Below are 25894 nucleotides of genomic sequence, written 5' to 3'. Positions count from 1 at the left end.
CCTCGGATCAGAGCGTGTCGAGCATCGAATCGGCGTTGGACGGCACCTTCACCTTGCTCTTCTTGGCGAAGGTCACGGCCGACTTGGTCGAACCGTACAGGCCCTGGATGAAGCCCGGCGATTCCTTGGCCACCCATGCACCTGCTGCCAGCTTGCGGCCGACGGTGGCCAGCTGGGTCGCGCCCAGGTTCTTCATGCCGGCGGTGAAGTTGCTGGCTTCGCCGCCCAGCTTCTGTGCTTCGGCCGCCGAGGACAGCAGCGAGACCAGGCCTTCGGCGTAGTGCTGCTTGGATTCAGCGTTCAGTTCCGGCTGTGCGGCCTGGCGCTCGTTGATCGCCGCCTGCGCAGCTTCACTGACCGACACCGACTTCTTCATCGCATCGACGCTGACCGAACCCGACGACAGCGCCTGGCGCTCGGCTTCCAGCAGCTGCACCTGCTCGGCCAGGCCGAAGGCGCGGGCAAACGAGGTCTGGGCCTGCAGCGAGTGCGACTGCGAGCTGACGAAACGACGCACCAGCGCTTCCTGCGCGGCTTCGTCCGGAGCGGCGGCGCTGGAGGCGCTGCTGCTGGAGGTGCCGGTAGCGGCGCCAGCCAGGTCCTTCAGCTTGCCCAGGCCAGCGTGGGCCGGCATCGACAGGGTGGCGGCCGCGATGGCCACGACAAGAGCGGTATTGCGGATCATGTGAGTGTCCTTTTGGGAGAGACGGCCGCGAAGCGGCACGTGGGAAATCGGTAACCCCGGGCGATGCCGAGCGAGCTCGGCACCCACCGGGGTGGCGGATCAACGAACTGCCTTGACGTTCAGTTCGTTGATCATCTGCTGGGCAGCCTTTTCAGCCGCCAGCTGCAGCGCGTTGGTACGGGCGACGGTTTCGTTCGGGCCGGTACCGGAGAACTGCACCGGGCCCACCGACGACACGGTGCGCGGGAAGCGACCGGTCACGTCCAGCACCTTGCCGGTGACCGTGACGAACACGCGGGTGTTGCCGCTGGCCGGGTCGCGGTCGCGCATGCCGACGTCGAGGGTGCCGACGGCGATGTACGGGATGTTGGCCGCACGGATGCCGTTGGCGGTATCACGCAGGGTGGCCGGGGCCAGGTCGTTGCCGGTGCTGAAGTCCTTGCGGATACGCTCGATGCTGAGCAGACCGCGCGACTCGCCTTCCACGTATTCGGCTTCAACCACTTCGTAGCCGGCGGCGCTGAAGGCGCCGGTCATCGCGGTGTTCACTTCGGCGGCGTTGGCCACCTTCCAGCTGATGTTGTCGCTGCGCTGGGTGGTGCTGCCACCGCTGGTGACCGACATCGAACCATTCTGGTTGATGCTGCCGTTGGTGCTGACCGAGTTGCCGCGGAAGCTGTCGCCTTCACGGGTGTTCTCGCTGTAGCTGCTGCTGGCGTCGACGCGACGGTATTCCTTGTCCTGGAACGACTGCACGGTGTCCTGCGAGCGCGCCATGAACAGGAAGGTCAGCAGCGAGCGCTGCGCGGCGGTGGCACCGGCCACGGCCGAGCCGGCATCCAGCTTGGTCTGCAGCAGTGTGGTGTTGATCTCGGCGCGGACGGTGACGGTGTAGGTCTTGGCCTTCTTGTCTTCAATGTCCGACAGCTGCACGGCGCTGAGCACGTAGCGGTCGATCTCGCCGATGAACTCGGAGCGACGTGCTTCGAACAGGCGCAGCTTGGCCGCACCGGTTTCGGCGATGTACGCCTCCAGTGCATTGACCTTGGCCTTGTTCAGGGCCTGGGCGCGGGTGTCGGCACTCAGGCGCAGGCCGTAGCTGGCCGAACCGGTACCGCGTGAACTGGCGGTCTGTGCAGCGACCGGGGAGGCCACCACCAGGGCGATGAGGATGAGCAGGATGGTACGCATCAACGACATGACTTGATCAACTCCTGGAGGGCTTGGGTCTGCTGCTGCAACGGGCGGCCGCCCGGCTTCTGTTCGTCCAGCCAGCCGCGCGAATCGGCGCGCTTGGCGGCGGCGCCGGCGAAGGCGTCGAAGCCGGCCAGCAGGGTTTCGTAGCTGGCCGACCACTGGTCGACCTGCCACTGCGTGACCGGCACCACCTTGGTGGCACCCTTGCGCAGCGGCTGTTCGAAATAGACCTTGCCGGAGAACGGCTCGGTCACCTTGGCGGTGAAGAACGCGCCGAACAGCATCGTCTTCATCGCCGGCGTTTCTTCGATCACGCCGTTCTTCAGCGCATCCACCTGCAGGTTGATGACGTAGTCCGGCTCGGGAATCTTCAGCTGGTAGACCTTGCCGTCGGCAAAGCGCGCCGCCATCGCACCACCGATCGCCTGGCCCGAGGCCGGCGGCAGCAGGCCGACGCCGGTATTGGACGACAGCGTCTTGGACAGCTCATGGGCCAGCGTGGCGCGCAGCGGGGCTTCCCACTTCGGGTCGGGCAGCTTGGCGCGGACCGCGTCGGACAGGGTTACGCCACCGACCTGCAGGCGACGCACGGCGGCATCGGGCAGCTTGGCCTGGGCGAGGCTGGCGGCCAGTACCTGCGACAGGCTGGTCGCAGCGTTGCCGTACAGCAGATCGGCGACGATCGCATCGATATCGTCGTTGTCGGGGCGGTAATCCTGCACATCGATGCGCTGCAGGGTGAGCGGATAGGACGCGATCACCTGGCGCTCGCGGAAATCGAAGAACAGCGCCTGCAGCGCCACTTCCACCAGCACCTTGTACTGGTCGCCGATCGGCTCGACCGAGACCAGTTCGCGGTCCAGTGCCGCGGCCAGCACTGTCGCACTGGTGGTGCCGTCGAGCATCGCCACCGGCTGGTCGATCAGTTCCAGATTGGCCGGCGGGCGACGCTTGAGCCCCTGCCCCAGGGTCTGGTTGAGCGGGATCAAGCCACGCTTTTCCAGCACGGCGTGCGCATGCGGCGTGGTCGCCTGCACGGCAGCGGCATCAGCGGTATAGGCAAAACCGGCCCAATAGGCCTGCTGTGATTTGTCTGCCGCCTGCACGGCCATCGGCCATACGGCCAGGCACAGGGCACAGGCAAGCAGGCGCGCAAAAGCGCGCGATGCGCTCTTCGTCCTTGAATACATCCAACCGCTCCTCGGTCAATACGCATGGAAAGTGGACGCTGACGCGTCCGCTGGGCGCGAAACATAACGGCTCGCGGGCCCGCCGACAAGTGCTGCCTTCGTCGAGGTCACTCCGTGGGAGGCAGGCCGGCCCGTTGCCGCAGCAGGCCCCGCTCTGCCTGGTTCTGGCTGAGTCTGGCGGCTTCCGCAAAAGCGTGACGTGCGTCCAGGTCGCGCCCCAGCGCCTGTAGTAACTCCCCGCGCACCACCTGCAGCGGCGCGTACTCGCGCAGTCGCGCGTCCACCAGCAACGGCTGCAGCTGCGCCCACGCCGCGAAGGCACCGTCACTGCGCAGCACCGCCACGACCCGGTTCAATGCAACAACCGGCGAGGGCTGCACCTGCAGCAGCTGCGTATAGAGCGCTGCGATGCGCGGCCAGTCGGTATCCTCGGGGCGGCGCGCCGCTGCATGGCACGCTGCGATACGCGCCTGCAGTACATAGGGATCATCAGCGCCACCGGCGGCCAGCGCGCGCGCCAGCACCTGCTGCCCGCGTTCAATCTGCAGCCAGTCCCAGCGCGCGCGGTTCTGCTGGTCCAGCAGTACCGGCACGCCCTGCGCATCGGTCCGTGCCGCGGCACGCGAGGCCTGCAGCTCCATCAGCGCCAGCAGGCCCAGCACCGGCGGCACCGGCAGCCGGTGCGCCAGGATGCGCGCGAGCCGCAATGCCTCCTCGCACAGCGCCGGACGCATCCAGTCATCACCGGCACTGGCCGCATAGCCTTCGTTGAACACCAGGTAGATCGCCTCCAGCACCGAAGTGAGCCGCTCGGGCATCGCGTCAGCACGCGGGACCTCGTAGGGCACCTGCTTCTGCGCCAAGGTGCGCTTGGCGCGCACGATGCGCTGGGCGATGGTCGGCTCGGGCTGCAGGAACGCGCGCGCGATCTCGACAGTGGTCAGGCCACCGAGCAGGCGCAGGGTCAATGCCACCCGTGCATCGGCCGGCAGCACCGGATGGCAGGCCACGAACATCAGCCGCAGCAGGTCGTCACCCAGATCATCTTCCAGCGCTTGACTGTCGTCGGGCGCCGGCAGCGGCGCCGGATGCAGTTCCTCGCCCCACTGCGCATGCTGCTGCGCCACCCGCTGGTGCTGGCGCAGTACATCAATGGCACGGTTGCGCGCAGTGGTCATCAGCCAGGCTCCGGGGTTGTCCGGGATGCCCTGCTCCGGCCAGCGCTCCAGCGCGGCCAGCCAGGTGTCCTGGGCCAGCTCCTCGGCGCGGCCGACATCGCCCCCGAGCAGCCGCGCCAGGCGCGCGATCAACACCGGCGACTCCATCCGCCAGAGGGTTTCCAGACGCTGCGTCAGTGCGGGCTCGAGCATGCGCCGATCACAGCACGCACGCCCGGCCCGCACAAGCGCCGCAGCTCACGCTTCAACAATCGGCTTGAAGCCGCCCCAGAACATGCGTTTGGTGTCGAACGGCATGTCCTTCGGGCCCAGCGACGCCAACCGCGGGTCCACCATCACTTTCGCGTTGATACGGTCGCGCGCCGCGCGCGAACGGAACACCACGAAGGCGACGATCACCGTTTCGCCAGGTTTGGCCTTGACCGCACGCGGAAACGACGTGCTCTTTCCCGGTTCCACATCGTCGGCCACGCATTCCATGTACTGCAGCGCGCCATGGTCCTTCCACACCGCACCGGCCTTGCGGGCAAGGCGGCGGTAGGCCGCCACCTTGTCCTGGGGGCACGGCAGCACGTAAGCATCCACGTAAGCCATGAGGATTCTCCCTGCGGCGGCCGTCAGCCCGGTTCGCCGTCCATGTGTGCGATTTCCCAGAGATGGCCATCCAGATCCTGGAAGCCGCGCTGGTACATGAAGCCCAGGTCGCGCGCCGGCTGCGGTTCGCTGCCGCCGGCGGCCAGTGCCTTGTCCACCAACTCGTCAACTGCCTTGCGACTGGGTGCCGAGAGTGCGTTGATCACTTCCGTGTGGGTGTGCGCATCGGCAATCGGCTTGTTGGTGAACTGCTGGAAAAAAGGTTGGGTCAGCAGCATCACGTAGATGCTCTCGCTGATGACCATGCCTGCCGCGTCATCGTTGGTGTAAGTTGGATTGAAGCTGTAGCCCAGCGCGGTGAAGAAGGCCTTGGATTTCTCCAGGTCCTTCACCGGAAGATTGACGAAGATCATCTGCGGTTGCGGTGCATTCATCGGTGAAGCTCCTTGTGGATGAAAAGAAGAGGGATCAGGGCTGCTTCATGCAGTTGACCATCCACGGCTTGCCGTAGCGGTCGATCAACATGCCCCAGCGGTGCGCCCAGAACGTTTCGGCGATCGGCATCTGCACCTGGCCACCGTCGGCCAGCGCGGCGAACACGCGTTCGGCTTCTTCGATGCTGTCGACGTCGACATTGATGGTGGTCGAGCCACCCTCGCCACCGCCGGGACCGTCGGCCGCCATCACGATGGCGCTACCGATTTCCAGCTGGCTGTGCGCGACGTGGTCCAGGGTTTCCGGCGGCATCTCGTTGCAGCCCGGCGAGCCATCGGAGGGCGGCATGTCGCGGTATTTCATTTCCGAGGTGACCTGGCCACCGAGTGCCTTGGCGTAGAACGCCATCGCCTCATGGGCCTGGCCGCTGAAGCCGAGGAAAGGAATCAGTTTCATGGCAATACTCCGTCGTGGGTTTCAGGGGGGTAGCGCCGGGCCATGCCCGGCGGGGGAAATGAATCGGGTCAACCTTCCAGCTGTGCACGCAGACGCTGTTCCTGCTGCTGTAATTCGGAGGTGAAGGCTTCACCGAAGTCTTCGGCGGAGATCAGCGGGCGCAGCTCCAGCGTGCCACCACTGTTGAACGGCGCGCGGCTGGCCCATTCAACGGCCTCGTCCAGCGAGCGCACGTCCCACAGCCAGAAGCCGGCGATCTGCTCGCCCGCAGGGCCAAACGGACCGGCCTCGACCTTGGGCGCGCCACTGCCGAAATGAATGCGACGTCCGCGCTGGGTGGCATGCAGGCCTTCACCGGCCAGCATGATGCCGGCGGCCACGAGTTGTTCGTTGAAGGCGCCCATTTCGGACAGTTCCTGTTCACTGGGCATGCGGCCGGCTTCGGAGTCGGCGTTGGCCTTCACGATCACCATCACTTTCATTGCGGTCTCCCGTGGGGACGCGTGGTGCGTGCCCTTCACTGGGTACAACGAACCAGGGGGCTGGGAATCGACACGTCTTTTGAAAATTATTTCTTCCGTGGAAAGCGCGCCTTCGGCGGGCGTCGGCGAACGGCGGAGCCCCTCCGTGGTGGGGTGGGCTGGTCGCTGAAAGCTGGTTTCCTGTGGGTGGGCCGGGCGGGTGGGATTGGCGGGGACGCCGTAAACCCGTCCATGGGGGCTTAGCCGCGGCATCCATGCCGCGGATACCCCGCCAACCCCACCCGCCCGGCCCCAGACAGATTCCGGTGGCCGAACCACCACGGGAAGATCAAGAAAAAAGGCAGAAGCAACAGCAACAGCGGGTGGCTGGCGACCTCGGCTTTGCGAGCGGAGCGACCCGCTTTTGCTCTTGTTGTTGATCTCCCGTGGTGGGTCAGCCGCAGAGATCTGTCCAAGGCCGGGTGGGGAGGCAGGGCAGGGGCGTGAGCCGCATGGATGCGGCGACCGAGCTTACATGGACGTACTTGCAGCGCCCCCTGCCCTGCCTCCCCACCCGGCCAAATCCAAGAACCCGAGCTTTCAGCAACCAACCCACCCCACCACGGAGGGGCTCCGCCGTTCGCCGATCGCCCGCCGCAGGCGGCTTTTCGCGCTGCAGCATGCTGGCAGGCAAACCTGCGCCATCATGGACACCTCGCCCCCGCCAGGACCGTCCCATGCAGCAGTACCTGCTTCTGATCTACATCGAGCCTGCCCTGCTGCAGGCCCTGCCCACCGAAGAATTCAACGCGCTGATGCGCGACTGCCTCGCCCACGCCGACAGACTGCAGGCGGAAGGCACGCTGCTGGCCGCGCAGAAGCTGCAGCCGGTTGACACCGCGCAGACCCTGCGCGTGCGTGATGGCCACAGCCGTGTATTGGATGGCCCGTTCGCGGAAACCCGCGAACTGCTGGCCGGCTTCAACCTGATCGTCGCCCGCGACCGCGACGAAGCCATGCGCATCGCCCGCGATTTCCCGTGGGCACGCTTCGGCAGCATCGAGGTGCGGCCGCTGGAAGACATGGACGCCGAGCGCGAACGCTGCGGCGCCCCGGCTGCGGCTATGGCAGCAGCCGTACCCTGATCTCGCGCGGACCCACGCCTTCGTTGCCGCTGTAGTCGCGCACGCTGGCGCGCACGGTGTACTCGCCCGGTGGCAATGCCGCCGGCTGCCAGCGCCCGGTTTCCATCAGGCCGTCACGCACGGTGTTGGTGGCCAGGTAGCGGAAACGGGTCACCGCGCTGCCATGCACGGTGATGCCGCTGTCCGGCGCGTAGGCCACGCGCACCGCTTCGTTCTGCGGCGGCATGCGGTTGAACACGATGTTCCAGCGTGGCTGTTCGTAGCCCTGCAGCGGCTGTCCGCCGGCATCGAGGATCTGGTAACCCACCTGGTACATGCCCAGCCGGCGCCGCGGCAGGTTGTTGTCGACCTGGTCCCAGGCCTCGACCACGATCTGCACGCCACGTCCCTGCCGCGCCACCATCACCACGCCGTCGCTGCCTGCGGTCATCGGCTGGTCGTTGTCGTCCAGCAGGGCCACATCGGTGATGCGCGGTGCGAAGTGGTCGGCGTAGTTGTGGAAGCCCAGCGCCACCGCGTTGGTTTCGAAACCGCCGGTACCCACCGCCAGATGCACGTGCGCCTGGTTGTTGATGCTGCCCAGGCGATCACCGACGTGGATGCGCATGCCACGACGCACGCGCATCCGCTCCAGCTTGCCCTGTTCGTCGTACAGCGCCTGCCAGCGCGCATCGAACGGCTGGTCGCGCGGGGTGCGGCCGACCCGCATGTGGATGTACTTGAGACGGTCCACGGCCAGGCCCTCCGCCTGCCCACCCAGGCTCCACGCCGCTACCGGGCTGCTGATCTTGCCATCGGCGATCGCCAGCACGGTCTGGCCGACATCGCCGCGCACATCGAAACCGCCGTGCAGGTGGTGGCGGCTCTCGCCCTTGAAGTTGCCGCGCACCTCGCCCAGCGTGCCGACCACTTCATGCCAGCCATCCTGGGGTGCCAATGGCCAGCGCCCACCGGTGTCCGGCAACGCTGCATCGGCAGCGGGCCCGACCAGCGCCGGTGCCGGCAGGTCACCCACCGGCAGCGGGCGCAGGCGGTGCAGGCGATAGCTGGCGGAATCGGCGACCAGCACGCTGCCATCGGCATCCATCGCCAACCCACTGGGGCGGGCCAGGCGTGGCAGGCGGCCGTTGCCCACCAGCGCGATCTGGTGGCCCTGCGGTGTTACCTGCACGATGCGGCCATCAAGGTCACCCACGTAAAGCACGCCGTCGTGCGTGGTGGCCAGCGACAGCGGCCCATTGATCACGCCGCCATCGCCCAGCAGCGTGCTGACCATGCCGTCGGCACCGACCCGACGCACCGCGTTGTTGAACAGGTCGGCCACCAGCAGCGCGCCGTGCGCATCGAAGGCCAGTGCCACCGGTGTATCGAAGCGTGCATCACCCGCCAGGCCATCGGCCAGCCCCGGGCGCTCGCCGCCAGCCAGGGTACGCACGTTGCCGTCGGTACCGATCACCCTGATGCGGTCGTTGAAGGTGTCGGCCACATAGACCTGGCCCTGCGCGTCCACCGCGATGCCCATCGGTGCATCGAAGCGCGCCTGCGCGGCAGGGCCATCGGCGTAGCCCTGTTCGCCACCGGCCAGCGTGGTCACCTGGCCATCGGTGCCGATACGGCGGATCGCGTGGTTGCCGGTGTCGGCCACATACAGGTTGCCCTGCGCGTCGGCGGCGATGCCCGAGGGCGTATTGAAACTGGCCTGCAGTGCCGGGCCATCGATACGCCCCTCGCCCTGCCCGGCCACCGTTTCAACGCGGCCATCGGGAAGGCGGCGACGGATCCGGTTGTTGTCACCGGCATCGGTGAAATAGACGCTGCCATCGGCACTGCGCAGCAACGCGTACGGATCGGCGAAACGCGCCTGCGCGGACGCGCCATCGCGGTCACCCGGGTGGCCATCGCCGGCCAGCGGCTCGATCTGCGCGGTCCACGCCAGCGGCGTTGGAACCGGGCCTGCCGGTTCAGCCGGCGTATGCAGCGGCGTCTCCCACCAGGTCGCGGCCAGTGCCACTACGGTCGCCAACGCTACGCCTGCCGCCATCCATTGCCACCGTGCCATCGTGCTGTGCTGCCTGCCTGCTGTCTGAAGAGGCACTGACAATAGACGCTGAACGCAGGATCCGCCACGGCCAAACGTACTGCCGGATACCAGAGTTCCATGCGTTGCGCTTGTTCTCCCTGGCTACAGCGGGTTCAATGCTCTTCCCACGGATGGAGATCCTCCATGCCCCGCATCTTCCCCCTCGCCGCCCTGCTGGTGGCCGCACTGGCCAGCACGCCGGCCTCCGCCTCGATCTCGGTGGCACCACAGAAGCCGTCAGTCACCGCCGATGCGATGCACCAGGCCTATGCCACGCGATGGGATGAGGCGATCCAGCAGTCACGCAGTGGCAACACGCTGGGCGCACTGATCGCGATGGAACGGCTGATGGAAGATCCGATGCTGGATGACTTCGATGCTGAACATCGCGGCCGCGCCGCGCAGGTGGCCGGCTGGACCGCGATGGTGCAGAAGAAGCCGGACCAGGCTCGCCGCTATCTGCAGCGCGCGCAGGAGGCACTGCCGGACGATGCGCAGATCCTGCTGACCCTGGTCTCGGTGGAACTGTCCGAGAACCAACCGGCGCCTGCCACCAAGCACCTGGTGCAGGCGCTGAAGCATGCCGAAGCGCCGTTGCCGGTGGACCACCACGCGATCAACTACCTGCAGTTCCGCCTGCGGGACCAGCCGCAGCAGCGCATGGAACTGCTGCAGGCACTGTTCGACAACGGCTGGAAGAGCGGCGGCCTGGAACCCACCGGACTGTGGCTGGCACTGGCCACGCTGCAGGCCGACAACGGCCGTGGCGAGGCCATCCCCGCGACCCTGGCCCGCATCTCCGCGCCCGCCGAAATCATCCGGCTGCGCAGTGACAAGCGCTTCGATCCCTATGTCGACCGCGCCAACCCGCGCTTTGATCCCGTGCAGGCTGCACAGAAGCACCTCGACGAACTGCGGGTTTCCGGCCTGCTCGACCGGGCGCTGGACGCGCGCATGGCCGAGTTCAGCAGCACGCTGCTGATGCTGGACCGCAACGAGGAAGTGCTGGCGCTGACCGATGGCATGGCCGCTGCGGCCGCCGAAGGCGAGGCGCCTTCGGCAGCGGAAGCCGAATGGGTGGCATGGCTGCTCAACAGCCGGCTTACGGCGCTGCGCCGGCTGGGTCGCAACGAGGATGCGCTGGCGGCAGCCAAGCTGGCCGCACGCATCGGTGCACTGGGCCCCGATGGTGCCGAGCACCAGTTCAACGTCGGCTTCGTGTTCAGTTCGCTGGGCCGCATGCAGGATGCCGCCACGGCAGTGAATGACATACCGGGCCTGGCCGGTTACGGCAAGGCGGCCCAGGCACTGCTGCAGTTCGTTGCCGCCCGTGAACGTGGCGATGCCAAGGCCGAACAGGCCGCGCGTGCAGCGATCCTGGCCCAGGGCGATGACGCGCGCCTGTTCCAGCGCGAAATGCTGCTGGACGAGGGCAATCTCGACGGCGCAGCTGCCGTGCTGATCGAACAGTTGCGCTCACCCGTTGAACGCGGTGAAACGCTGGCCAGCCTGCAGGACATGCGCACCTATCCGTCGCTGCCCGGTGACGTGAAGATCGATGCGGCCTGGCGTGCGCTGAAGCAGCGCGCCGACGTGCAGGCCGAGGTTGCCCGCCTGGGCCGCATCGAACGCTACGAACTGGTCAGCACCTCCACCTCGCGCTGAGCAAGCTCCCATGTAGAACCACGTGCGTGCAGCACCACCCGCCTAGCGCGCCGGCACCTCGGTACGGATGCCCATCGCCTCGCGGTAGCGTGCGTACAGGGCCATCACCTTGTCCACGTAGGCCAGGGTTTCGGCATAGGGCGGCACGCCCTTGTAGCGGGTGACCGCGCCGATGCCGGCGTTGTAGGCGGCCGCTGCCAGCGGCCGATCACCGTTGTAGCGACGCAGCAACGCGCGCATGTAGCGGGCGCCGCCATCGATCGACTGCTGCGGCGAGAACGGATCATTCACCCCGTACTCCTGCGCGGTGTCCGGCATCAACTGCATCACGCCCTGTGCGCCCTTGCTGGACACCGCCAGTGCATCGAAGTTGCTTTCGGCATGGGCGATCGCGCGCAGCCACGCGTCATCCACGCCGGTGGCCTTGGCGGCGGCCTTGAACTGTTTGGCATGCTGCGCCAGCTGCGGCTTGCCCACCTTGCCCAGGCCTTCGTGGGCAGGTTCACCCGCCGGCGTGGCCATGGTGAACTTCAGGAACACCCGCGAGCCGGGCAGGTTGCGGGTGGAGTAGACCAGCGCGCCATCCTGCTCGCGCTCGTACAGCACGCCGCTGAACACGCCCATGTTGCCCCACAGATTCGGGGTCTGGATGGCGTTGTCGTCGATTTCCTTCGGGGTGCAGCGTGAACCGGGTTCCGGCGCGGTGGCCAGGCTGACGGTGTTGCCCTGCACGCAGCGGTAGACGGTGCGCGCGGCGGCCAGCCCGGGCCACAGGCTGGGCAGCAGCAACAGCGCAAGCAGGAGAGGGCGACGGAACATGGCGGCCGGATCATCCGGCCGCGCCCGCTAATGCTGGGTGAATGGGGGTCGGCAGGGCTGCGCCCTGCACCCGTGGTAGTGCCGGCCGCTGGCCGGCAACCTCAACAGCAACGGCAACGGCCGATTTCCTGCGGGGGTCGGATCCCGTTGCTGCGCAACGGTCTCTGACCCCACTCCAGAGAGATCTCTGGATCAATCGATGGAACGCAAATGCTGGATTACTTCGCGGTCCTCCGCCGCACCCAATACCCCACGCCCAACAGCACGAACCACACCGGGCTGGCGACCAGCGCCTGGCGGGTGTCGGCCTGCAGGCTCAGCAGCACCAGCACGGCGGCGAAGAACACCAGGCAGGCCCAGCACATGGCGACGCCGCCGGGCATCTTGAAGATCGAGGCGGCGTGGCGTTCCGGGTAGCGGCGGCGGTAGGCCATGTAGGCCACCAGGATCAGCGACCAGACGAAGATGAAGAGCACGGTGGCCAGCGTCGTCACCAGGGTGAAGGCGGTCACCAGGTTCGGGATCAGGTAGATCAGCAACGTGCCGCCCAGCAGGCACAGGCACGAGAACAGCAGGCCACGGGCGGGCACTGCGGCGCGCGACAACTTCGACAACCCGCGCGGTGCGTGGCCCTCTTCGGCCAGACCGTACAGCATGCGGCTGGTGGAGAAGATGCCGCTGTTGGCCGAGGACGTGGCCGAGGTCAGCACCACGAAGTTGATCAGGCTTGCCGCGGCAGGAATGCCGGCCAGCACGAACAGCTGCACGAACGGGCTCTTGTCCGGCACCACCTGGCGCCACGGGGTGACCGCCATGATCGCGATCAGCGCCAGCACGTAGAAGATGATGATGCGCACCGGGATCGAGTTGATCGCCTTGGGCAGGTTGCGCTCGGGGTCTGCGGTTTCAGCGGCGGTGGTACCCACCAGCTCGATGCCGACGAAAGCGAACACCGCGATCTGGAAACCGGCGAAGAAGCCGACCAGGCCCATCGGGAACATGCCGCCGTCATTCCACAGGTTCGACAACGACGCGGTGTGGCCACTGGGCGAGGTGAAGCCCCACGCCACCAGCCCGGCGCCGGTGATGATCAGTGCACAGATCGCCACGATCTTGATCAGCGCGAACCAGAATTCCATCTCGCCGAACAGCTTCACCGTCACCAGGTTCAGTGCCAGCAACAGCAGCACGCAGGCCAGTGCCGGTATCCAGGCATCCAGCCCAGGGAACCAGAACTGCGCGTAGGCGGCAATCGCGATCACGTCGGCGATGGCGGTGACGATCCAGCAGAACCAGTACGTCCATCCACAGAAGAAGCCGGCCCAGGGACCGAGCAGATCGGTGGAGAAATCGATGAAGGATTTGTACTGCAGGTTGGACAGCAGCAGCTCGCCCATCGCGCGCATCACGAAGAACAGCATCGCGCCGATGATCAGGTAGACGAAGACGATGGACGGGCCGGCCAGGCTGATGGTCTTGCCCGAGCCCATGAACAGGCCGGTGCCGATGGCACCGCCGATGGCGATCAGCTGCAGGTGGCGGTTGGACAGGCTGCGGCGCAGGTGCTCGGGGGGCGTTGCGGGCTCGGTCATGGGCGTGCATTGGGGCGGGCGAAGCGTTCGACGTTAGTCCTCCCCGGCCCGGAGCGCCAGCGCTGGACGGCCCGATTGCGTCAATCATGGTCGCTTTCATCACATTGTGACCGAATACCGGATTCGTCCCATTCCGCCCGGCCCGGCGTCATGCTCAGATAGCCGCACCTGCCCAAGGATCGGCCCGACCATGTGCCCTGCCCTGCCCGCCCCGCTGGAGCTCCGGCCTTGAGTCGGCTGCGCGTGATCATTGGTGGCACCGCGCTGGCGCTGCTGGCCGCGGCCGTGCCGATCGCGGTGATGGCCTATGCCACCTGGGACCGTGCAGTCAGCGTCGAGCAGCAGCGGCTGCGCGACATCGCCGGTCGCGCGCTGCGCCGCGCCGACCAGTCCTACCAGGAAGCGCTGGCGGCACTGCAGTCGGCCGAGGTCGGCGCCCACGACGCCTGCGGGCCCGAGCATATCCGGCGCATGCAGACACTGGTGATGACCTCGCCGTCGGTCGACCAGATGGGCTACTTCGAGGGTGGCAAGCTGCGCTGTACGTCGTGGGGGCCGTTCCTGTCCGACGTCAACCAGCCCAAGGCCGACCACGTCACCAGTGATGGCGCCGGCATCGCCGTGGATGTGCGCCCCGAGGCCAGCGGACGGCGCCAGGTCCTGTCGTTCCTGTACGGCAACTACGACGTGCTGGTCGATCCGCGCCGCTTCGTCGATGTCATCGCCGACCCGAACGTGCGCCTTGCCCTGGCCAGCCCCGATGGGCGTCTCCTGGCCAGGCAGGACGGCATGGATCCGGCATTGCTGGAGACCCTGCTGCGCGCCCCCGATGAAGGCCTGGACCACCACACCCTGTATGCCACCGCCCGCAACGAAGAGTGGTTGGCGATCGCGACCATGCCGCGTACCGCGCTTGCCGCGACCTTCCGCCAGCAGGCGTGGCTGTTCGTGCCGATCGGCGTTCTGCTGGCCGCTGCCGGTGCCGGCCTGGTGATCTGGCTGTCGCGTCGCCGCCTGTCCCTGCGCGGCGAGCTGGCCACAGCGATCCGCCGCCGCGAGCTGTACCTGCACTACCAGCCGATCATCGAGCTGGATACCGGCATCTGCGTCGGCGCCGAAGCGCTGGTGCGCTGGCAGCGCCCGGATGGCACCCAGGTGCGGCCGGACCTGTTCATTCCGCTGGCCGAAGAGGCCGGCATGATCGGCGCGGTCACCGATCTGGTGATCGAGAACGTGGTGCGCGACATGCGTGAACTGCTGGTGGCCGACCGCAGCGCGCACATCGCGATCAACCTGGCCGCCGAAGATATCAGCAGCGGCCGTGCGCTGAAGATGATCTCCAAGCACATGGCCGGCAGCGGCATCCTGCCGCAGCAGATCTGGATGGAGGCCACCGAGCGCGGCTTCCTGGATCTGGACCGCGCCCGCACGATGCTGGCGCAGGCGCGTCGGGCCGGGCACAGCGTGGCCATTGACGATTTCGGCGTCGGCTTCTCCAGCCTGCAGTACCTGGAACAGCTGCCACTGGACGCGTTGAAGATCGACAAATCATTCATCGATGCGATCGACACCGAGAGCGCCACCAGCCCGGTAACCCCGCACATCATCGACATGGCCAAGGAGCTGGGCCTGTGGGTGGTGGCCGAGGGCGTGGAGACCGAGGCACAGCTGGCGTATCTGCATACCCGGAAGGTCGAGTTCGCGCAGGGTTGGCTGTTCTCGCGGCCGCTGCCGCGGGATGAGTTCGTGGTGTTCCATCACAAGCGGCAGCAGCGCTATGGCGCGGCGCGGGAGCACATGCAGAATCCGCGCAGCGTGCCGATCGAGCGTGAGGGGATCGAGTAGGACGGCCAACGGCGGAGCCCCTCGTGGTGAGTCGCGTACAGTGGATCCATCAGTTGGGGCCGGGTGGATGGGTCGCGCAGGGGGCGCTGCAAGTACGTCCATGTAAGCTCGGTCGCCGCATCCATGCGGCTCACGCCCCTGCGCAACCCATCCACCCGGCCACGGACACATTGCGGCGGCGTCCCACCACGGAATCAACAGAAGAAAGCAAAAGCAAAAGCAAACGCGGGTCGCTGCGCTCGGCAGATCCACGCCATGCGTGGATGGCGTGGACCACGGTAGTGCCGGCCGCTGGCCGGCACCTCGGTAACGTCTGGTCTGCGCCTACGCCCAGGCCTTCGGCCGTGCCAACAGCCACGCCGCGCTCACCGCCAGCAACAGCAACGGCAACCAGCCCAGCTGGCTCGGGCCGCTGACCTGCAACAGCACACCGCCTGCTACGCCACCGGCGGCAATCGCCAGGTTCCAGCCGGTCACCAGCATCGACTGCGCCAGGTCGGCAGCAGCACCGGCACGGCGTGCGAGCGCGGTCTGGAACAGGGTCGCAACCGACCCGAACGCCACGCCCCACAGGATCGTTGCCAGCAGCAGCGGTGTGGCCTGTCCTGGCCACAACAGCAGGGCCAACACCGGAAGAATGAAACCGATCACGGCCGCCCACACCAGCGTGCGCAGATGACGGTCCACGCCCCAACCGGCAATGCCGATACCAACGATGGCAGCCACGCCGAAGGCCAGCAGCAGGCGGTCCAGCCACGGGCCGGCGCCGGCCTCCACCGCCAGCGGTTCGATGTAGGTGTACAGCACGTTGTGCGCCAGCACGTACAGCACCATCACCGCCAACGCGCTGCGCACGCCGGGCATGCGCCACACCGTACCCAACGACGTGCGCTGACCGGCCGCGGCCGCCGGTAACGCCGGCAATGCCCAGCGCGCGTACGCCAGCAGGCCGACCCCCAGCACGCTCATCAACGCGAACGCCCAGCGCCAGCCGATCTGCTGGCCCAGCAACGTGCCCGCCGGTACGCCCAGCGACAGCGCCAACGGCGATCCAACCATCGCCACCGCAATTGCCCGGCCCTGCAGCGACGGCACCACCATGCGCGCCGCGTAGCCGGCCACCAGCGACCACAGCAGGCCACCACTCACACCGGCCAGGAAACGCGCGGCCAGGATCAGCGGATAGCTGCTGCTCACGGCGGTCAGCGTGTTGACCACCACGAAGCCGGCAATGGCGGCCAGCAACAAGGGGCGTCGCGGCAGGCGCTGGGTCAACGCGGTCATCGGCAGTGCGGCCATCACCGATCCCAGCGCGTACACGCTGACCAGCTGGCCCACCGCCGCATCACTCACGCCCAGGCTCTCGCCCATCGGCCGCAGTACACCGGCCGGCAGGGTTTCGGTCAGCAGGGTGATGAAGCCGCCACCTGCAAGCGCCAGCAGGCCGGCCCACGGCAGGCGTGTAGCTTCGCCGGCAGGACTCGCCGCATCAATGGCATGGCCGCTCATCGCGCAGCCTCCAGATCGGCGTAGACCGCGTCACGCAGCTCATCAACGAAGGCACCGTCCATGCCTTCGTACAGGGTGTTGGTCAGCGCCACCACGCTCAGCCCACGCGCAGGATCGACAAACCAGCTATGGCCGTAGGCACCGCCCCAGCGCCAGGTGCCTTCGCTCTGTGGCGTGCCACTGGCGGCGGCATCGCGCAGCACCGCAAAGCCCAGCCCGAAGCCCCAGCCGGCCGGTTCCGGCGGCCCCTGCTCGCCCACCTGCGGGGTGGCCATCGCCGCCACCAGCGCGGGCGGCAACAGATTCGAAGCTTGCACATCGCGCAGGGCCTCCAACACCGCCATCACCTCGTCGGCGCTGCCAATCAGTCCAGCACCGGCCGAAGGGAAACGGCTGGCATCGGTAGCACGGGCGAGGCTGTACTCGATGCCGACGGTACCCTCGAATGGAGCGACCACCTCGCCTTCCTGCAGGCGATGCGGCTGCGGCGCGTCGGTGACATAGGGCGTGGCCAGCCGTGCGGCATCGTCGATGGCAAACGCGGTATCGCGCAGGCCCAGCGGCGTGGCCAACAGGCGTGCGAACAATGCCTGCAGCGTTTCACCAGTCGCGGCTTCAGCCACGGCGCCCGCGACGTCCACGCCCAACGAGTACAACCATTGGCTGCCCGGCGCGAACAGCAGCGGCGCCTGCGCGATGCGATGCACGTTGTCGGTCAGCGTCAGCGGATTCGCATCCATGCCATCGCTGACGCCGGCCTGTGCGTACGGGCCATCCGCATCGGCTTCGAGGAAGCGGTAACCCAGCCCGCTGCTATGGCTGAGCAGTTGGCGCAGGCTGATCGGCGGCGTGCTGCCATCGGCCAGCGCCGGGCGGAAGTCCGGCAGCCAGCGCTGTACCGGCGCATCCAGGTCCAGCACGCCTTCGGCTACCAGGCGCAGGATCACCGTGGTCAACAGCGGCTTGCTGACCGATGCCAGCCGGAACAACTGGTCGCGCAGCATCGGCGTGGCCGACTCGCGATCGGCCAGCCCGGTCGCGCTGGCGTGGCGCAGCACACCGTGCTCGCGCACCAGCACTACCGTACCGACCAGGCGCTGTGGGTGGACCTGCTGCAGCAGCCGCTGCACCGACGGCAGCGTCGGCGCAGGTGCAAGGGAAGGAACAGCGTTCATCGCGGTGATCCGTGGGGAGAGGCCCGCCACGTTAGGCACCACGCCCTCGTGCAAAAAGCCGGTTGCGGCTCCGGGCATCATGGACCCTGCAGTCCGCAATCGGCATGATGGCCGGAACTGCAAGGCCGCAACGGGCTCCACACCACTTCGCACCACAGTGTTGCGATGGCGGAGCCGTCCGCTACAGCCGCGCCGACCTACCCTGCCGCTTTCATTGCCCGCACGCCCATGTCAGTCCTGGACAACCTCGCCAATCTGCAGACCTTCGTGCACGCGGCCGACACCCGCAGCTTCGTCGAGACCGGGCGCCTGCAGGGCATCTCGGCCTCGGCCGCGGGCAAATGCGTTGCCCGGCTGGAACAGGCACTGGGCGTGCGCCTGTTCCACCGCAGCACGCGCAGCATCACCCTCACCGCCGAGGGCCAGCTGTTCCTGGCACGCTGCCGGCGCATCCTCGACGAACGCGATGCCGCACGCACCGAGCTGGCGCAACCGCATGCCGCACCGAGTGGCACGCTGCGCATCAGCCTGCCGCTGGTGGGCGATCTCACCCTGCCGCTGATGGCCGAGTTCATGACCGCGTATCCGGACATCCGCCTCGACCTCGATTTCTGCGACCGCCTGGTCGATGTCATCGAGGAGGGTTTCGATGCCGTGCTGCGCGTCGGCGAGCCCAGCGACTCGCGCATGAACGCCCGACGCCTGGGCGTGTTCCCACGCCGCATCGTCGCCTCGCCGGCGTACCTGCAGCGGCGCGGCACGCCGCGCACGCCGGCCGATCTGATGCAGCACACGCTGCTGCACTATCGCTTCCCCAGCACCGGCAAGCTGGAACTGTGGCCGATCCACTGGCCCGACCATGAAACACCGCAGGAACTGCCGGTACACATGGTGGCCAATACCATCGAAGCGCGGGTGGCGCTTGCATTGCGCGATATCGGCCTGGCCTTCGTGCCGGTGCACTCGGTGCGCGATGCACTGGCCGACGGCCGGCTGCTGACCGTGCTCGACGAGCATGTGCACTCCTGCGGCATCTTCCACCTGCTGTGGCCCTCCGGCCGCCACGTGCTTCCGAAGCTGCGGGTATTCATCGACTTCGTCAGCGCGCGCCTGGAAACCGTGCCGTAGGCCGGTAGATCCGCGCTCGATGGCCGTGCCACGTAGAGTCGAGCTTGCTCGACTGCTCCTCAAAAGCAGTCGAGCAAGCTCGACTCTACAATTCGCATGCCCTGCGGGCGGTATAATCTCCCCTCATCCCTCCCAGAGGCTCGCGACCAATGCGCCATTGATGCCGCCGTCTTCGCAACAGACGGCCTGACTCTTCCCGCCCCTGCGCGCAGGGGAGAACCCGGCATCCATGGAGGTCGCATGACCCCGCATTCCCTCACGCTCGATCGCGTGTCGTATCGATTGGCCGACGGCCGCCCGCTGTTTTCCGATCTGACGTTTTCCTTCGAACCGGTCGCCACCGGCCTGGTCGGTGCCAATGGCGCTGGCAAAAGCGTGCTCGCACGCCTACTGGCCGGGCGTCTGTCGCCCGATAGTGGCCAGGTGCGTGGCAGTGGCCGCGTGTTCCTGTTGCCGACACCCGGTTATCCACCCGCCGGCACGGTCGGTGAACTGGCCGGCGTCGGCGCGGAACTGGCCGCACTGCAACGCATCGAAGCCGGCAGCGTCGATGAGGCCGACTTCACCTGCCTAGGCGAGCGCTGGGACCTGCGCGAACGCCTGCAGCAGCAATGGCGTGCGCTGCAGCTTCCCGACGACCTCGATCCCGCCCAGCCGGCCGCGCGCCTCAGTGGCGGCCAGGCCATGCAGGTGGCGCTGTCCGGCGCCTGGGCCAGCGGTGCCGACTGGCTGATCCTGGACGAACCCAGTAACCACCTCGACGCACGCCATCGCCAACAGCTGTACGAACAGTTGCAGCAGTGGCGCGGTGGCCTGCTGGTGATCAGTCATGATCGCGAACTGCTGGGCCGCATGCAGCAGATTGTCGAACTCGATGGGCGTGGCCTGCATCGCTATGGCGGCGCATGGCAGCACTACGCCGACACACGCGCCGCCGAACGTGAAGCCGCCACCGCCCAGCTTGACCATGCGCGTGCGCAGCACCGGCAACAGCAACGCAGCGCGCGCGAACAACACGAACGCCAGCAGCAACGCCAGGCACGTGGCAACCGTGATGCGAAGCAGGCCAACCAGGCCCCCATCCTGCTCGGCCGGCAGAAGCAGCGCGCCGAGGCCAGCCACGGCCGCGCGCAGCAGGTGCAGGCCGAACGCCTGCAGGCCAGTGCAGAGCAGCTGCGCGCAGCGGCGTCGGCGGTTCATGCGGCACCGGAACTGGCGCTGTTTGCCACCGATGGCGAGCGTGGCAGCGCACGCCTGCTGCAGGTACAGGATCTGGTCCTGCCACATGGCTGCAGCGCACCATTGCAGCTGGAGATCCGTCGAGGGCAGCGCATCGCCGTGGTCGGTGACAACGGCAGTGGAAAATCAACCCTGCTGCGTGTGCTGGCCGGCCAGCTGCCGGCGCGCAGCGGCATCGTGCAACGGCATGCGCCACTGGCTCTGCTCGACCAGCAGCTGCTGGGGCTGTCCGGCGAATGCAGCATCCTCGACAGCGTGCAGGCCGCCAACCCGAGTGCCGACCCCGGGGAGCTGCGCACGCGCCTGGCCCTGTTGGGTCTGGACGCACAACGCATCCAGCGCCCCGCCCGCAGCCTCAGCGATGGCGAACGGGTGAAGGGCACACTGGCCAGTGTGCTCTACGCCGATCCCGCGCCCCAACTGTTGCTGCTGGACGAGCCCGGCAATGCACTGGACCTCAGTGCATTACAGGCGCTGGAAGAACTGCTTGCGGCATGGCCGGGCGCACTGGTGATGGTCAGCCACGACCGGCACCTGCTGCAGGCGTTGCGGCCGACCCAGGTGCTGCACGTGAGCACCGAGGGCTGGCAGTGGCATGACGCCTTGTAGATCCACGCATGGCGTATCGACCCGGGGTAGTGCCGGCCGCTGGCCGGCAGCCCAGGAAACCTCAATGCACCGTCAGCGCTTCCACACCGGGAACGCCTGTGGCATCTGCTGCCACAGCAGCGGCCCCGCCCGCAGCTCCTGGTCATTGAGCAGGCACGCATCCAGCTCCGCGCGCACCGCACGCTCATCCATGTGCACACCAATCACCACCAGCTCCTGGCGGCGATCACCCCACAACGGGTGCCACAGCCGCTGCATCGCCGTGTGCGCGGCTGCATCCGGAAACTCTTCCAGCCCCGGCAACGGTGCGCTCCAGCAATCGGCCTGCTGCCGCGCCCAGCCAAGGTCGCTGTAGGGCAGCGGTGTCGGCGGCAACAACGGTGCGGTGTCTTCCAGGCCGGCACGCACGCGGTCGCGCGCGGCATACCAGAAACCCGCCGCCTGCGTCCGCGTCGCGGCGCCCACGGTGTTCAACTCGCCTACCCAATCCATGCGGTTGGCCAGCCAGAACCAGCCCTTGCTGCGGATCACGCCGGGCATGCCGGACTGCAGCGCGCGGGCGAATCGCGCGGGGTGGAACGGACGCCGCGAACGGTAGACGAAGCTGCCGATGCCGTACTCTTCGGTTTCCGGTGTGTGCTCGCCACGCAGCTCCTTCACCCAACCCGGCGCGCGTTGCGCACGCTCCATGTCGAAGCGGCCGGTATCCAGCAGCTCGGCCAACGGCACATCACCGAAGCTGGACAGCAGCAGCTTCGCATCCCGGTTCAAGCCACGCAGTACCGCCAGCGTGTCCTGCAACACTTCGTCATCCACTTGGTCGATCTTGCTGACCACGATCACGTCGGCGAACTCCACCTGCTCGCACAGCAGGTCGACCACACCGCGATCATCGTCCGGCCCGGCCTGCTGGCCGCGCTCGGCCAGGCGCAGGGTCGAACCGAAGTCGGCAAGGAACGCGCTGCCGTCGACCACCGTCACCATCGTGTCCAGCCGCGCGATATCACTCAGGCTGAAGCCGTGCTCGTCGCGCACCGCGAACGTGGCCGCCACCGGCATCGGTTCACCGATGCCCGTCGATTCGATCAACAGATAGTCATAGCGGCCGGCCTCGGCCAGGCGCTGCACTTCCTGCAGCAGGTCGTCGCGCAGGGTGCAGCAGATGCAGCCGTTGCTGAACTCCACCAGCGTCTCTTCGGTGCGGCGCAGCTCGGCGCCACCTTCGCGCACCAGCTGCGCATCGATGTTGACCTCACTCATGTCGTTGACGATGACTGCCACGCGCAGGCCCTCTCGGTTGCGCAGGATCTGGTTGAGCAGGGTGGTCTTGCCGGCCCCAAGGAAGCCGGACAGCACGGTGACCGGAAGGCGACGGTCGGCGCGGGAAACAGTGTTCATGTCGGAGCGGGTTGGCTGCGGAACGGAAATGTTACTGTATAACAGTTGCCGCGCAAGGAACCTCCCCTGATGAAGTCGCCTTCTGCCGCCCTGCTCGATGCCGGCGCGGTCGCCCTGTCCAGCCTGTGCCTGCTGCACTGCTTGGCGTTGCCCCTGCTTGCCGCCGCGCTGCCGCTGTTCGGCACCTGGGCCGAAGCGGAATGGGTCCACCTGCTGTTCGTGGCCATCGCCCTGCCACTGACCGGCTACGCGCTGTGGCGGGCCGAGCGCCGTCACCCACTGCCCGTGCTGGCCTGGGCCACCGCCGGCGCCGGGCTCGGCCTGCTGCTGGCCGGCGCGCTGGCCTTGCCCTCACATGACTGGGAAACGCCGATGACGGTCACTGGCAGCCTGCTGCTGGCCGCCACGCATATCTGGAACGCGCGGCACCGGCACGGGTAGTGCCGGCCGCCGGCCGGCAACCGCATGAGCTTCGGACGCCACGGGTAGTGCCGGCCGCTGGCCGGCAACTGCATGAGCTTCGGACGCAACCTGCAGTTGCCGGCCAGCGGCCGGCACTACCCCTGCTATTTGCCGTAGCGGCGCAGCAGCTCCACCAGCACCGCAGCCTCGTCCGCCCGCTGCTGCGGGTCATCGGCACCCACTACGTGTTCCTGCAGATGCTCGTGCAGCAACTCCATCAGCAGGCTGTGGGCGGCACCGCGCACCGCGGCGACCTGCACCAGCACGCCCGCGCAGTCCCCCGCTTCCCCCTCGGGCTTGTCCAGCGCCTGCTCCAACGCCGCCACCTGACCCGCGATACGGCGTACCCGGGTCCGCAGCTGCTTTCGATTCTTATGTACATGGGCCATGGCGGGATCATATACCCTATGGGGGTATCCACTCCAGCTCCCGCCGCCATGCACTTGGACGCCCTCGCCGCCGCCCGTCGCCACGAACACCGCTTCGACGACGGCAACCCGCTGGCTGAACGCAATACCCGCCGCGCCCTGTGGCTCACCGTCAGCATGATGTTGGTGGAGATCGTCGGCGGCTGGTGGTTCAACTCCATGGCCGTGCTCGCCGACGGCTGGCACATGAGTTCGCACGCGCTGGCGCTGGGCCTCTCGGTGTTCGCCTACCGCTGCGCGCGCCGCTACGCGCACGATCCGCGCTTTGCCTTCGGTACGTGGAAGATCGAGATCCTGGCCGGCTACACCAGCGCCATCGCACTGCTTGGCGTCGCCGCGCTGATGGCCGTGCAATCGCTGGAACGGCTGTGGGTGCCGGCACCGATCCATTACGACGAAGCCATCGCCATTGCAGCGTTGGGCCTGGGCGTGAATCTGCTCTGCGCCTGGTGGCTGCACGACAGCCCGGGCCACGCGCATCACCATCATGGGCATGGGCATGACCATCATCACGGGCACGACCACGATCACAGCCATGCGCACGGTCACGACCTCAACCTGCGCTCGGCCTACGTGCACGTGCTGGCCGACGCCGCCACCTCGGTGCTGGCCATCGTCGCCCTGCTTGGCGGCAAGCTGCTGGGCCTGACCTGGCTGGACCCGGTGATGGGCCTGGTCGGCGCCGTGCTGGTGACGGTCTGGGCGATCGGCCTGCTGCGCGATAGCGGCCGCATCCTGCTCGACGCGCAGATGGATGCACCTGTGGTGGCCGAAGTACGCGAAGTGATCGAACAGGGCCCGTGGCCGGCACGCCTGGCCGACCTACACGTCTGGCAGGTGGGTCGCGGCAAGTACGCGGTCAGCGCCAGCGTGGTCACCAGCGACGTCAGTCTGGATGCCGATACCGTGCGCAACGCGCTGGCGATTCATGAGGAGCTGGTGCACGTGACGGTGGAGATTCACCGCAGCGCCTGACCCGCATCCGGTAGTGCCGGCCGCTGGCCGGCATGGCATGCTCCGGCCGCCGCTGACCAGTAGAGCCAGGCCATGCCTGGCTGCGTTGCCCACAAGTCGAGATCCTATGTTCGTGGTCAAGCCTGCTGGAAGCAGGCTTGACCCACCTTCAGCATGGCCGGATCGAAGTCCCGGCCGCTTTTGAAGACACCCCAGGCGATCCTGGCCAGCTTTCTGGCCAGGATGTTGAAGACGGCGGTGCTGGGGTGACCGCGTTTTGACAGCTCGTCGTAGAGCGGTTGCCCCTGGCGACACCGCTTGAGCCCCATTGCGGCCATGTAGAGCATCTGGCGCAGCACTGGCGCGCCCTGTTTGGACAGCCGACGCCGTCCCGTTCTGCCGCCAGACTCGTTAGGCCGGGGATCCAGGCCCGTGCAGGCGATCCACGCGTTGGCGTTGGCCAACGGCCAGCGCGTCATGTAGTAAATCAGGTGAGCGGCGACGGCAGGGCCGATACCAGGGATGGTCAACAGGCGCTTGTAGAGCGCGCCATGCTCTCCATCGCGACCCAAGCGCTGCAGTTCGCTTTCCAGCTCGGACAGCGTCCCAGCCAGAGCGCAGAACAGATCTGACAGCTCCCCGGGGGCACTTTTGCTTACCCCGAAGGATTGCTCCAGGCGCGCGCGTGTCTTTACCAGCGTCTGCCGCTTGCGCAGCAAATCGTGCATCTGCTGCTGCTCATCGGTACGCGGTACGTATTCACGCAGGCGATCGTTCTCCTTCTTCACGTACCGGGCGATCGCTTCGGCGTCCATGGCGTCCGTCTTGCCACGCGAGCCCGTCGCCCGGCCGTAGTGCTTGATCAGACGTGGATTGATCACATAGACAACGTGGCCTGCCTGGCCAGCCATCCGAGCCAACAACTCGTAGTACCGCCCCGTCGCCTCCATGCCAATCCGGCATCGCTGGGGCAAGGTGTTGAGCCACTGGGCTATGCCGGCCCGGGTGTTGGCGATCCTGTCGCCGGCCTTGCGGTCGGCCACTGCCGGTACGAACTCCTTGGAGTCCACGTCCACGCCAATATCGAGAGAATCAGACATTTGTACGGCTCCCAGCTATCTTTAAGGGGCTGGGGTGGTACCGCACCGACGTTAGCTTGCCTACATCGACGATCCCCTTTGGGGGCCGTACGATCCTTTATCGACGTTCGTGTGCGGGATGGGGATCGCTCGACTCGTCTGTCGGCTAGTATCCGCAGATGCATGCTTGACGGTCCCTCCACCCTGGCTCCTACATACCTCGTAGGAGCCGGGAGGAACATACAAGCATGGCTCGACTCTACAACTACAGCTTCAACATCATCCGCAGCAGGTACATCAGCAGCGGCAGCGCGCTCAGCACTGCACCACCGATGCCGATCCACGGCCAGCGCTCGCCGCGCACGCGCGAAGCCACCGCCAGACCGCAGCCCACCAGCGCCGCGCCCAGCACCCCCACGCCCAATCCCGCAGCCATGCCATTGCCGCCTGCGGCCACCGCCGCCTGCGCAGCGAGGCTGCCCGCGCCCCAGCCCACCACGATCCCCAGCCAACTGGCCACGCCGCACCACGGTGCCTTGTCCTTCGCCATCCGAAAACCCCTGTGTCCTTG

General features: G+C 67.3%; 24 protein-coding genes. 7 read left to right on the top strand and 17 right to left on the bottom strand.

Features of this window, described 5'->3' with window-relative positions; all coding sequences use genetic code 11:
* Positions 1-7 precede the first annotated feature (7 nt).
* The 8 genes from ACSYAO_RS02300 to ACSYAO_RS02265 all read right to left on the bottom strand — a co-directional run bounded on the left by ACSYAO_RS02300 (position 8) and on the right by ACSYAO_RS02265 (position 6217).
* Positions 8-685, bottom strand: coding sequence for a hypothetical protein (locus ACSYAO_RS02300; protein ID WP_049398327.1), 678 nt, complete (start codon positions 683-685; stop codon positions 8-10).
* A 99-nt stretch (positions 686-784) separates the two neighbouring features.
* Entirely contained in the window at positions 785-1885 is a 1101-nt protein-coding gene (locus ACSYAO_RS02295) for a hypothetical protein (RefSeq protein ID WP_032128768.1), read from the bottom strand.
* Positions 1876-3072: a hypothetical protein gene (locus ACSYAO_RS02290; protein WP_049463531.1), complete on the bottom strand. Its 1197-nt coding sequence runs from the start codon at positions 3070-3072 to the stop codon at positions 1876-1878. The genes ACSYAO_RS02295 and ACSYAO_RS02290 overlap by 10 nt, the downstream gene beginning before the upstream one ends.
* A gap of 107 nt (positions 3073-3179) precedes the next feature.
* Positions 3180-4442: an RNA polymerase sigma factor gene (locus ACSYAO_RS02285; protein WP_032128770.1), complete on the bottom strand. Its 1263-nt coding sequence runs from the start codon at positions 4440-4442 to the stop codon at positions 3180-3182.
* A gap of 45 nt (positions 4443-4487) precedes the next feature.
* Positions 4488-4844, bottom strand: a complete 357-nt coding sequence (locus ACSYAO_RS02280) for a DUF1428 domain-containing protein (RefSeq protein ID WP_049463532.1) — start codon at positions 4842-4844, stop codon at positions 4488-4490.
* 23 nt (positions 4845-4867) lie between these two features.
* Positions 4868-5278, bottom strand: coding sequence for a VOC family protein (locus ACSYAO_RS02275; protein ID WP_032128772.1), 411 nt, complete (start codon positions 5276-5278; stop codon positions 4868-4870).
* A gap of 34 nt (positions 5279-5312) precedes the next feature.
* Positions 5313-5735 carry a VOC family protein gene (locus tag ACSYAO_RS02270; RefSeq protein ID WP_012509913.1) on the bottom strand — a complete coding sequence of 141 codons (423 nt, stop codon included), beginning with the start codon at positions 5733-5735 and terminating at the stop codon, positions 5313-5315.
* A gap of 68 nt (positions 5736-5803) precedes the next feature.
* Positions 5804-6217, bottom strand: a complete 414-nt coding sequence (locus tag ACSYAO_RS02265; protein ID WP_049463533.1) for a YciI family protein — start codon at positions 6215-6217, stop codon at positions 5804-5806.
* Between the two features lie 716 nt (positions 6218-6933).
* On the opposite strand from ACSYAO_RS02265, the gene ACSYAO_RS02260 reads away from it, so the two are divergent.
* A complete protein-coding gene (locus ACSYAO_RS02260) occupies positions 6934-7341 on the top strand; it encodes a YciI family protein (protein ID WP_049461400.1) in 408 nt (135 codons plus the stop codon).
* On the opposite strand, the gene ACSYAO_RS02255 is transcribed toward ACSYAO_RS02260, so the two are convergent.
* Positions 7319-9400, bottom strand: coding sequence for a gluconolaconase (locus tag ACSYAO_RS02255; protein ID WP_049461402.1), 2082 nt, complete (start codon positions 9398-9400; stop codon positions 7319-7321). The two genes, ACSYAO_RS02260 and ACSYAO_RS02255, sit on opposite strands and share 23 nt — an antisense overlap.
* 165 nt (positions 9401-9565) lie before the next feature.
* On the opposite strand from ACSYAO_RS02255, the gene ACSYAO_RS02250 reads away from it, so the two are divergent.
* Entirely contained in the window at positions 9566-11086 is a 1521-nt protein-coding gene (locus ACSYAO_RS02250) for a tetratricopeptide repeat protein (protein ID WP_049461404.1), read from the top strand.
* 42 nt (positions 11087-11128) lie between these two features.
* Here ACSYAO_RS02250 and ACSYAO_RS02245 read toward each other — a convergent pair whose 3' ends face one another.
* Both ACSYAO_RS02245 and cycA read right to left on the bottom strand, forming a co-directional pair.
* Entirely contained in the window at positions 11129-11905 is a 777-nt protein-coding gene (locus ACSYAO_RS02245) for a lytic transglycosylase domain-containing protein (RefSeq protein ID WP_049461406.1), read from the bottom strand.
* Between the two features lie 218 nt (positions 11906-12123).
* Positions 12124-13497: a D-serine/D-alanine/glycine transporter gene (cycA, locus tag ACSYAO_RS02240; RefSeq protein WP_049399140.1), complete on the bottom strand. Its 1374-nt coding sequence runs from the start codon at positions 13495-13497 to the stop codon at positions 12124-12126.
* A 228-nt stretch (positions 13498-13725) separates the two neighbouring features.
* Here cycA and ACSYAO_RS02235 point away from each other — a divergent pair, with 228 nt between their 5' ends.
* Positions 13726-15342: an EAL domain-containing protein gene (locus ACSYAO_RS02235; RefSeq protein ID WP_049461408.1), complete on the top strand. Its 1617-nt coding sequence runs from the start codon at positions 13726-13728 to the stop codon at positions 15340-15342.
* A 324-nt stretch (positions 15343-15666) separates the two neighbouring features.
* Here the strand turns inward: ACSYAO_RS02235 and ACSYAO_RS02230 are convergent, their stop codons facing one another.
* The gene (locus tag ACSYAO_RS02230) at positions 15667-16851 is read right to left on the bottom strand and encodes an MFS transporter (protein ID WP_049461436.1); all 1185 of its coding nucleotides are present in this window, start codon (positions 16849-16851) and stop codon (positions 15667-15669) included.
* Entirely contained in the window at positions 16848-18026 is a 1179-nt protein-coding gene (locus tag ACSYAO_RS02225) for a serine hydrolase domain-containing protein (RefSeq protein ID WP_049461438.1), read from the bottom strand. Before ACSYAO_RS02225 ends, ACSYAO_RS02230 begins: the two co-directional genes overlap by 4 nt.
* Before the next feature lie 228 nt (positions 18027-18254).
* Between ACSYAO_RS02225 and ACSYAO_RS02220 the strand changes: the two genes are divergently transcribed.
* Positions 18255-19154: a LysR family transcriptional regulator gene (locus ACSYAO_RS02220; RefSeq protein WP_049461440.1), complete on the top strand. Its 900-nt coding sequence runs from the start codon at positions 18255-18257 to the stop codon at positions 19152-19154.
* Between the two features lie 240 nt (positions 19155-19394).
* Positions 19395-21002, top strand: coding sequence for an ATP-binding cassette domain-containing protein (locus tag ACSYAO_RS02215; RefSeq protein ID WP_049461442.1), 1608 nt, complete (start codon positions 19395-19397; stop codon positions 21000-21002).
* Between the two features lie 72 nt (positions 21003-21074).
* Here ACSYAO_RS02215 and ACSYAO_RS02210 read toward each other — a convergent pair whose 3' ends face one another.
* The gene (locus ACSYAO_RS02210; RefSeq protein WP_049461444.1) at positions 21075-22400 is read right to left on the bottom strand and encodes a GTP-binding protein; all 1326 of its coding nucleotides are present in this window, start codon (positions 22398-22400) and stop codon (positions 21075-21077) included.
* Positions 22401-22469: 69 nt separating this feature from the next.
* Here ACSYAO_RS02210 and ACSYAO_RS02205 point away from each other — a divergent pair, with 69 nt between their 5' ends.
* Positions 22470-22841: a MerC domain-containing protein gene (locus tag ACSYAO_RS02205; protein WP_014645760.1), complete on the top strand. Its 372-nt coding sequence runs from the start codon at positions 22470-22472 to the stop codon at positions 22839-22841.
* Between the two features lie 125 nt (positions 22842-22966).
* Here the strand turns inward: ACSYAO_RS02205 and ACSYAO_RS02200 are convergent, their stop codons facing one another.
* Positions 22967-23251 (bottom strand): metal-sensing transcriptional repressor, encoded by a 285-nt coding sequence (locus ACSYAO_RS02200; protein WP_049461446.1) that lies wholly within the window; start codon positions 23249-23251, stop codon positions 22967-22969.
* A 48-nt stretch (positions 23252-23299) separates the two neighbouring features.
* On the opposite strand from ACSYAO_RS02200, the gene dmeF reads away from it, so the two are divergent.
* Entirely contained in the window at positions 23300-24265 is a 966-nt protein-coding gene (gene dmeF / locus ACSYAO_RS02195; protein ID WP_049461449.1) for a CDF family Co(II)/Ni(II) efflux transporter DmeF, read from the top strand.
* Between the two features lie 116 nt (positions 24266-24381).
* On the opposite strand, the gene ACSYAO_RS02190 is transcribed toward dmeF, so the two are convergent.
* Both ACSYAO_RS02190 and ACSYAO_RS02185 read right to left on the bottom strand, forming a co-directional pair.
* A complete protein-coding gene (locus ACSYAO_RS02190) occupies positions 24382-25344 on the bottom strand; it encodes an IS110 family transposase (RefSeq protein WP_228355044.1) in 963 nt (320 codons plus the stop codon).
* A 244-nt stretch (positions 25345-25588) separates the two neighbouring features.
* Entirely contained in the window at positions 25589-25873 is a 285-nt protein-coding gene (locus ACSYAO_RS02185; RefSeq protein WP_032130412.1) for a hypothetical protein, read from the bottom strand.
* Between the last annotated feature and the right edge of the window lie 21 nt (positions 25874-25894).

This window comes from Stenotrophomonas sp. STK16_22, assembly GCF_051984505.1.
Classification (GTDB): Bacteria; Pseudomonadota; Gammaproteobacteria; order Xanthomonadales; family Xanthomonadaceae; genus Stenotrophomonas; species Stenotrophomonas maltophilia_A.
Note: the sequence above shows the minus strand (reverse complement) of the source record. Positions and strands in the feature narration are given on the sequence as shown.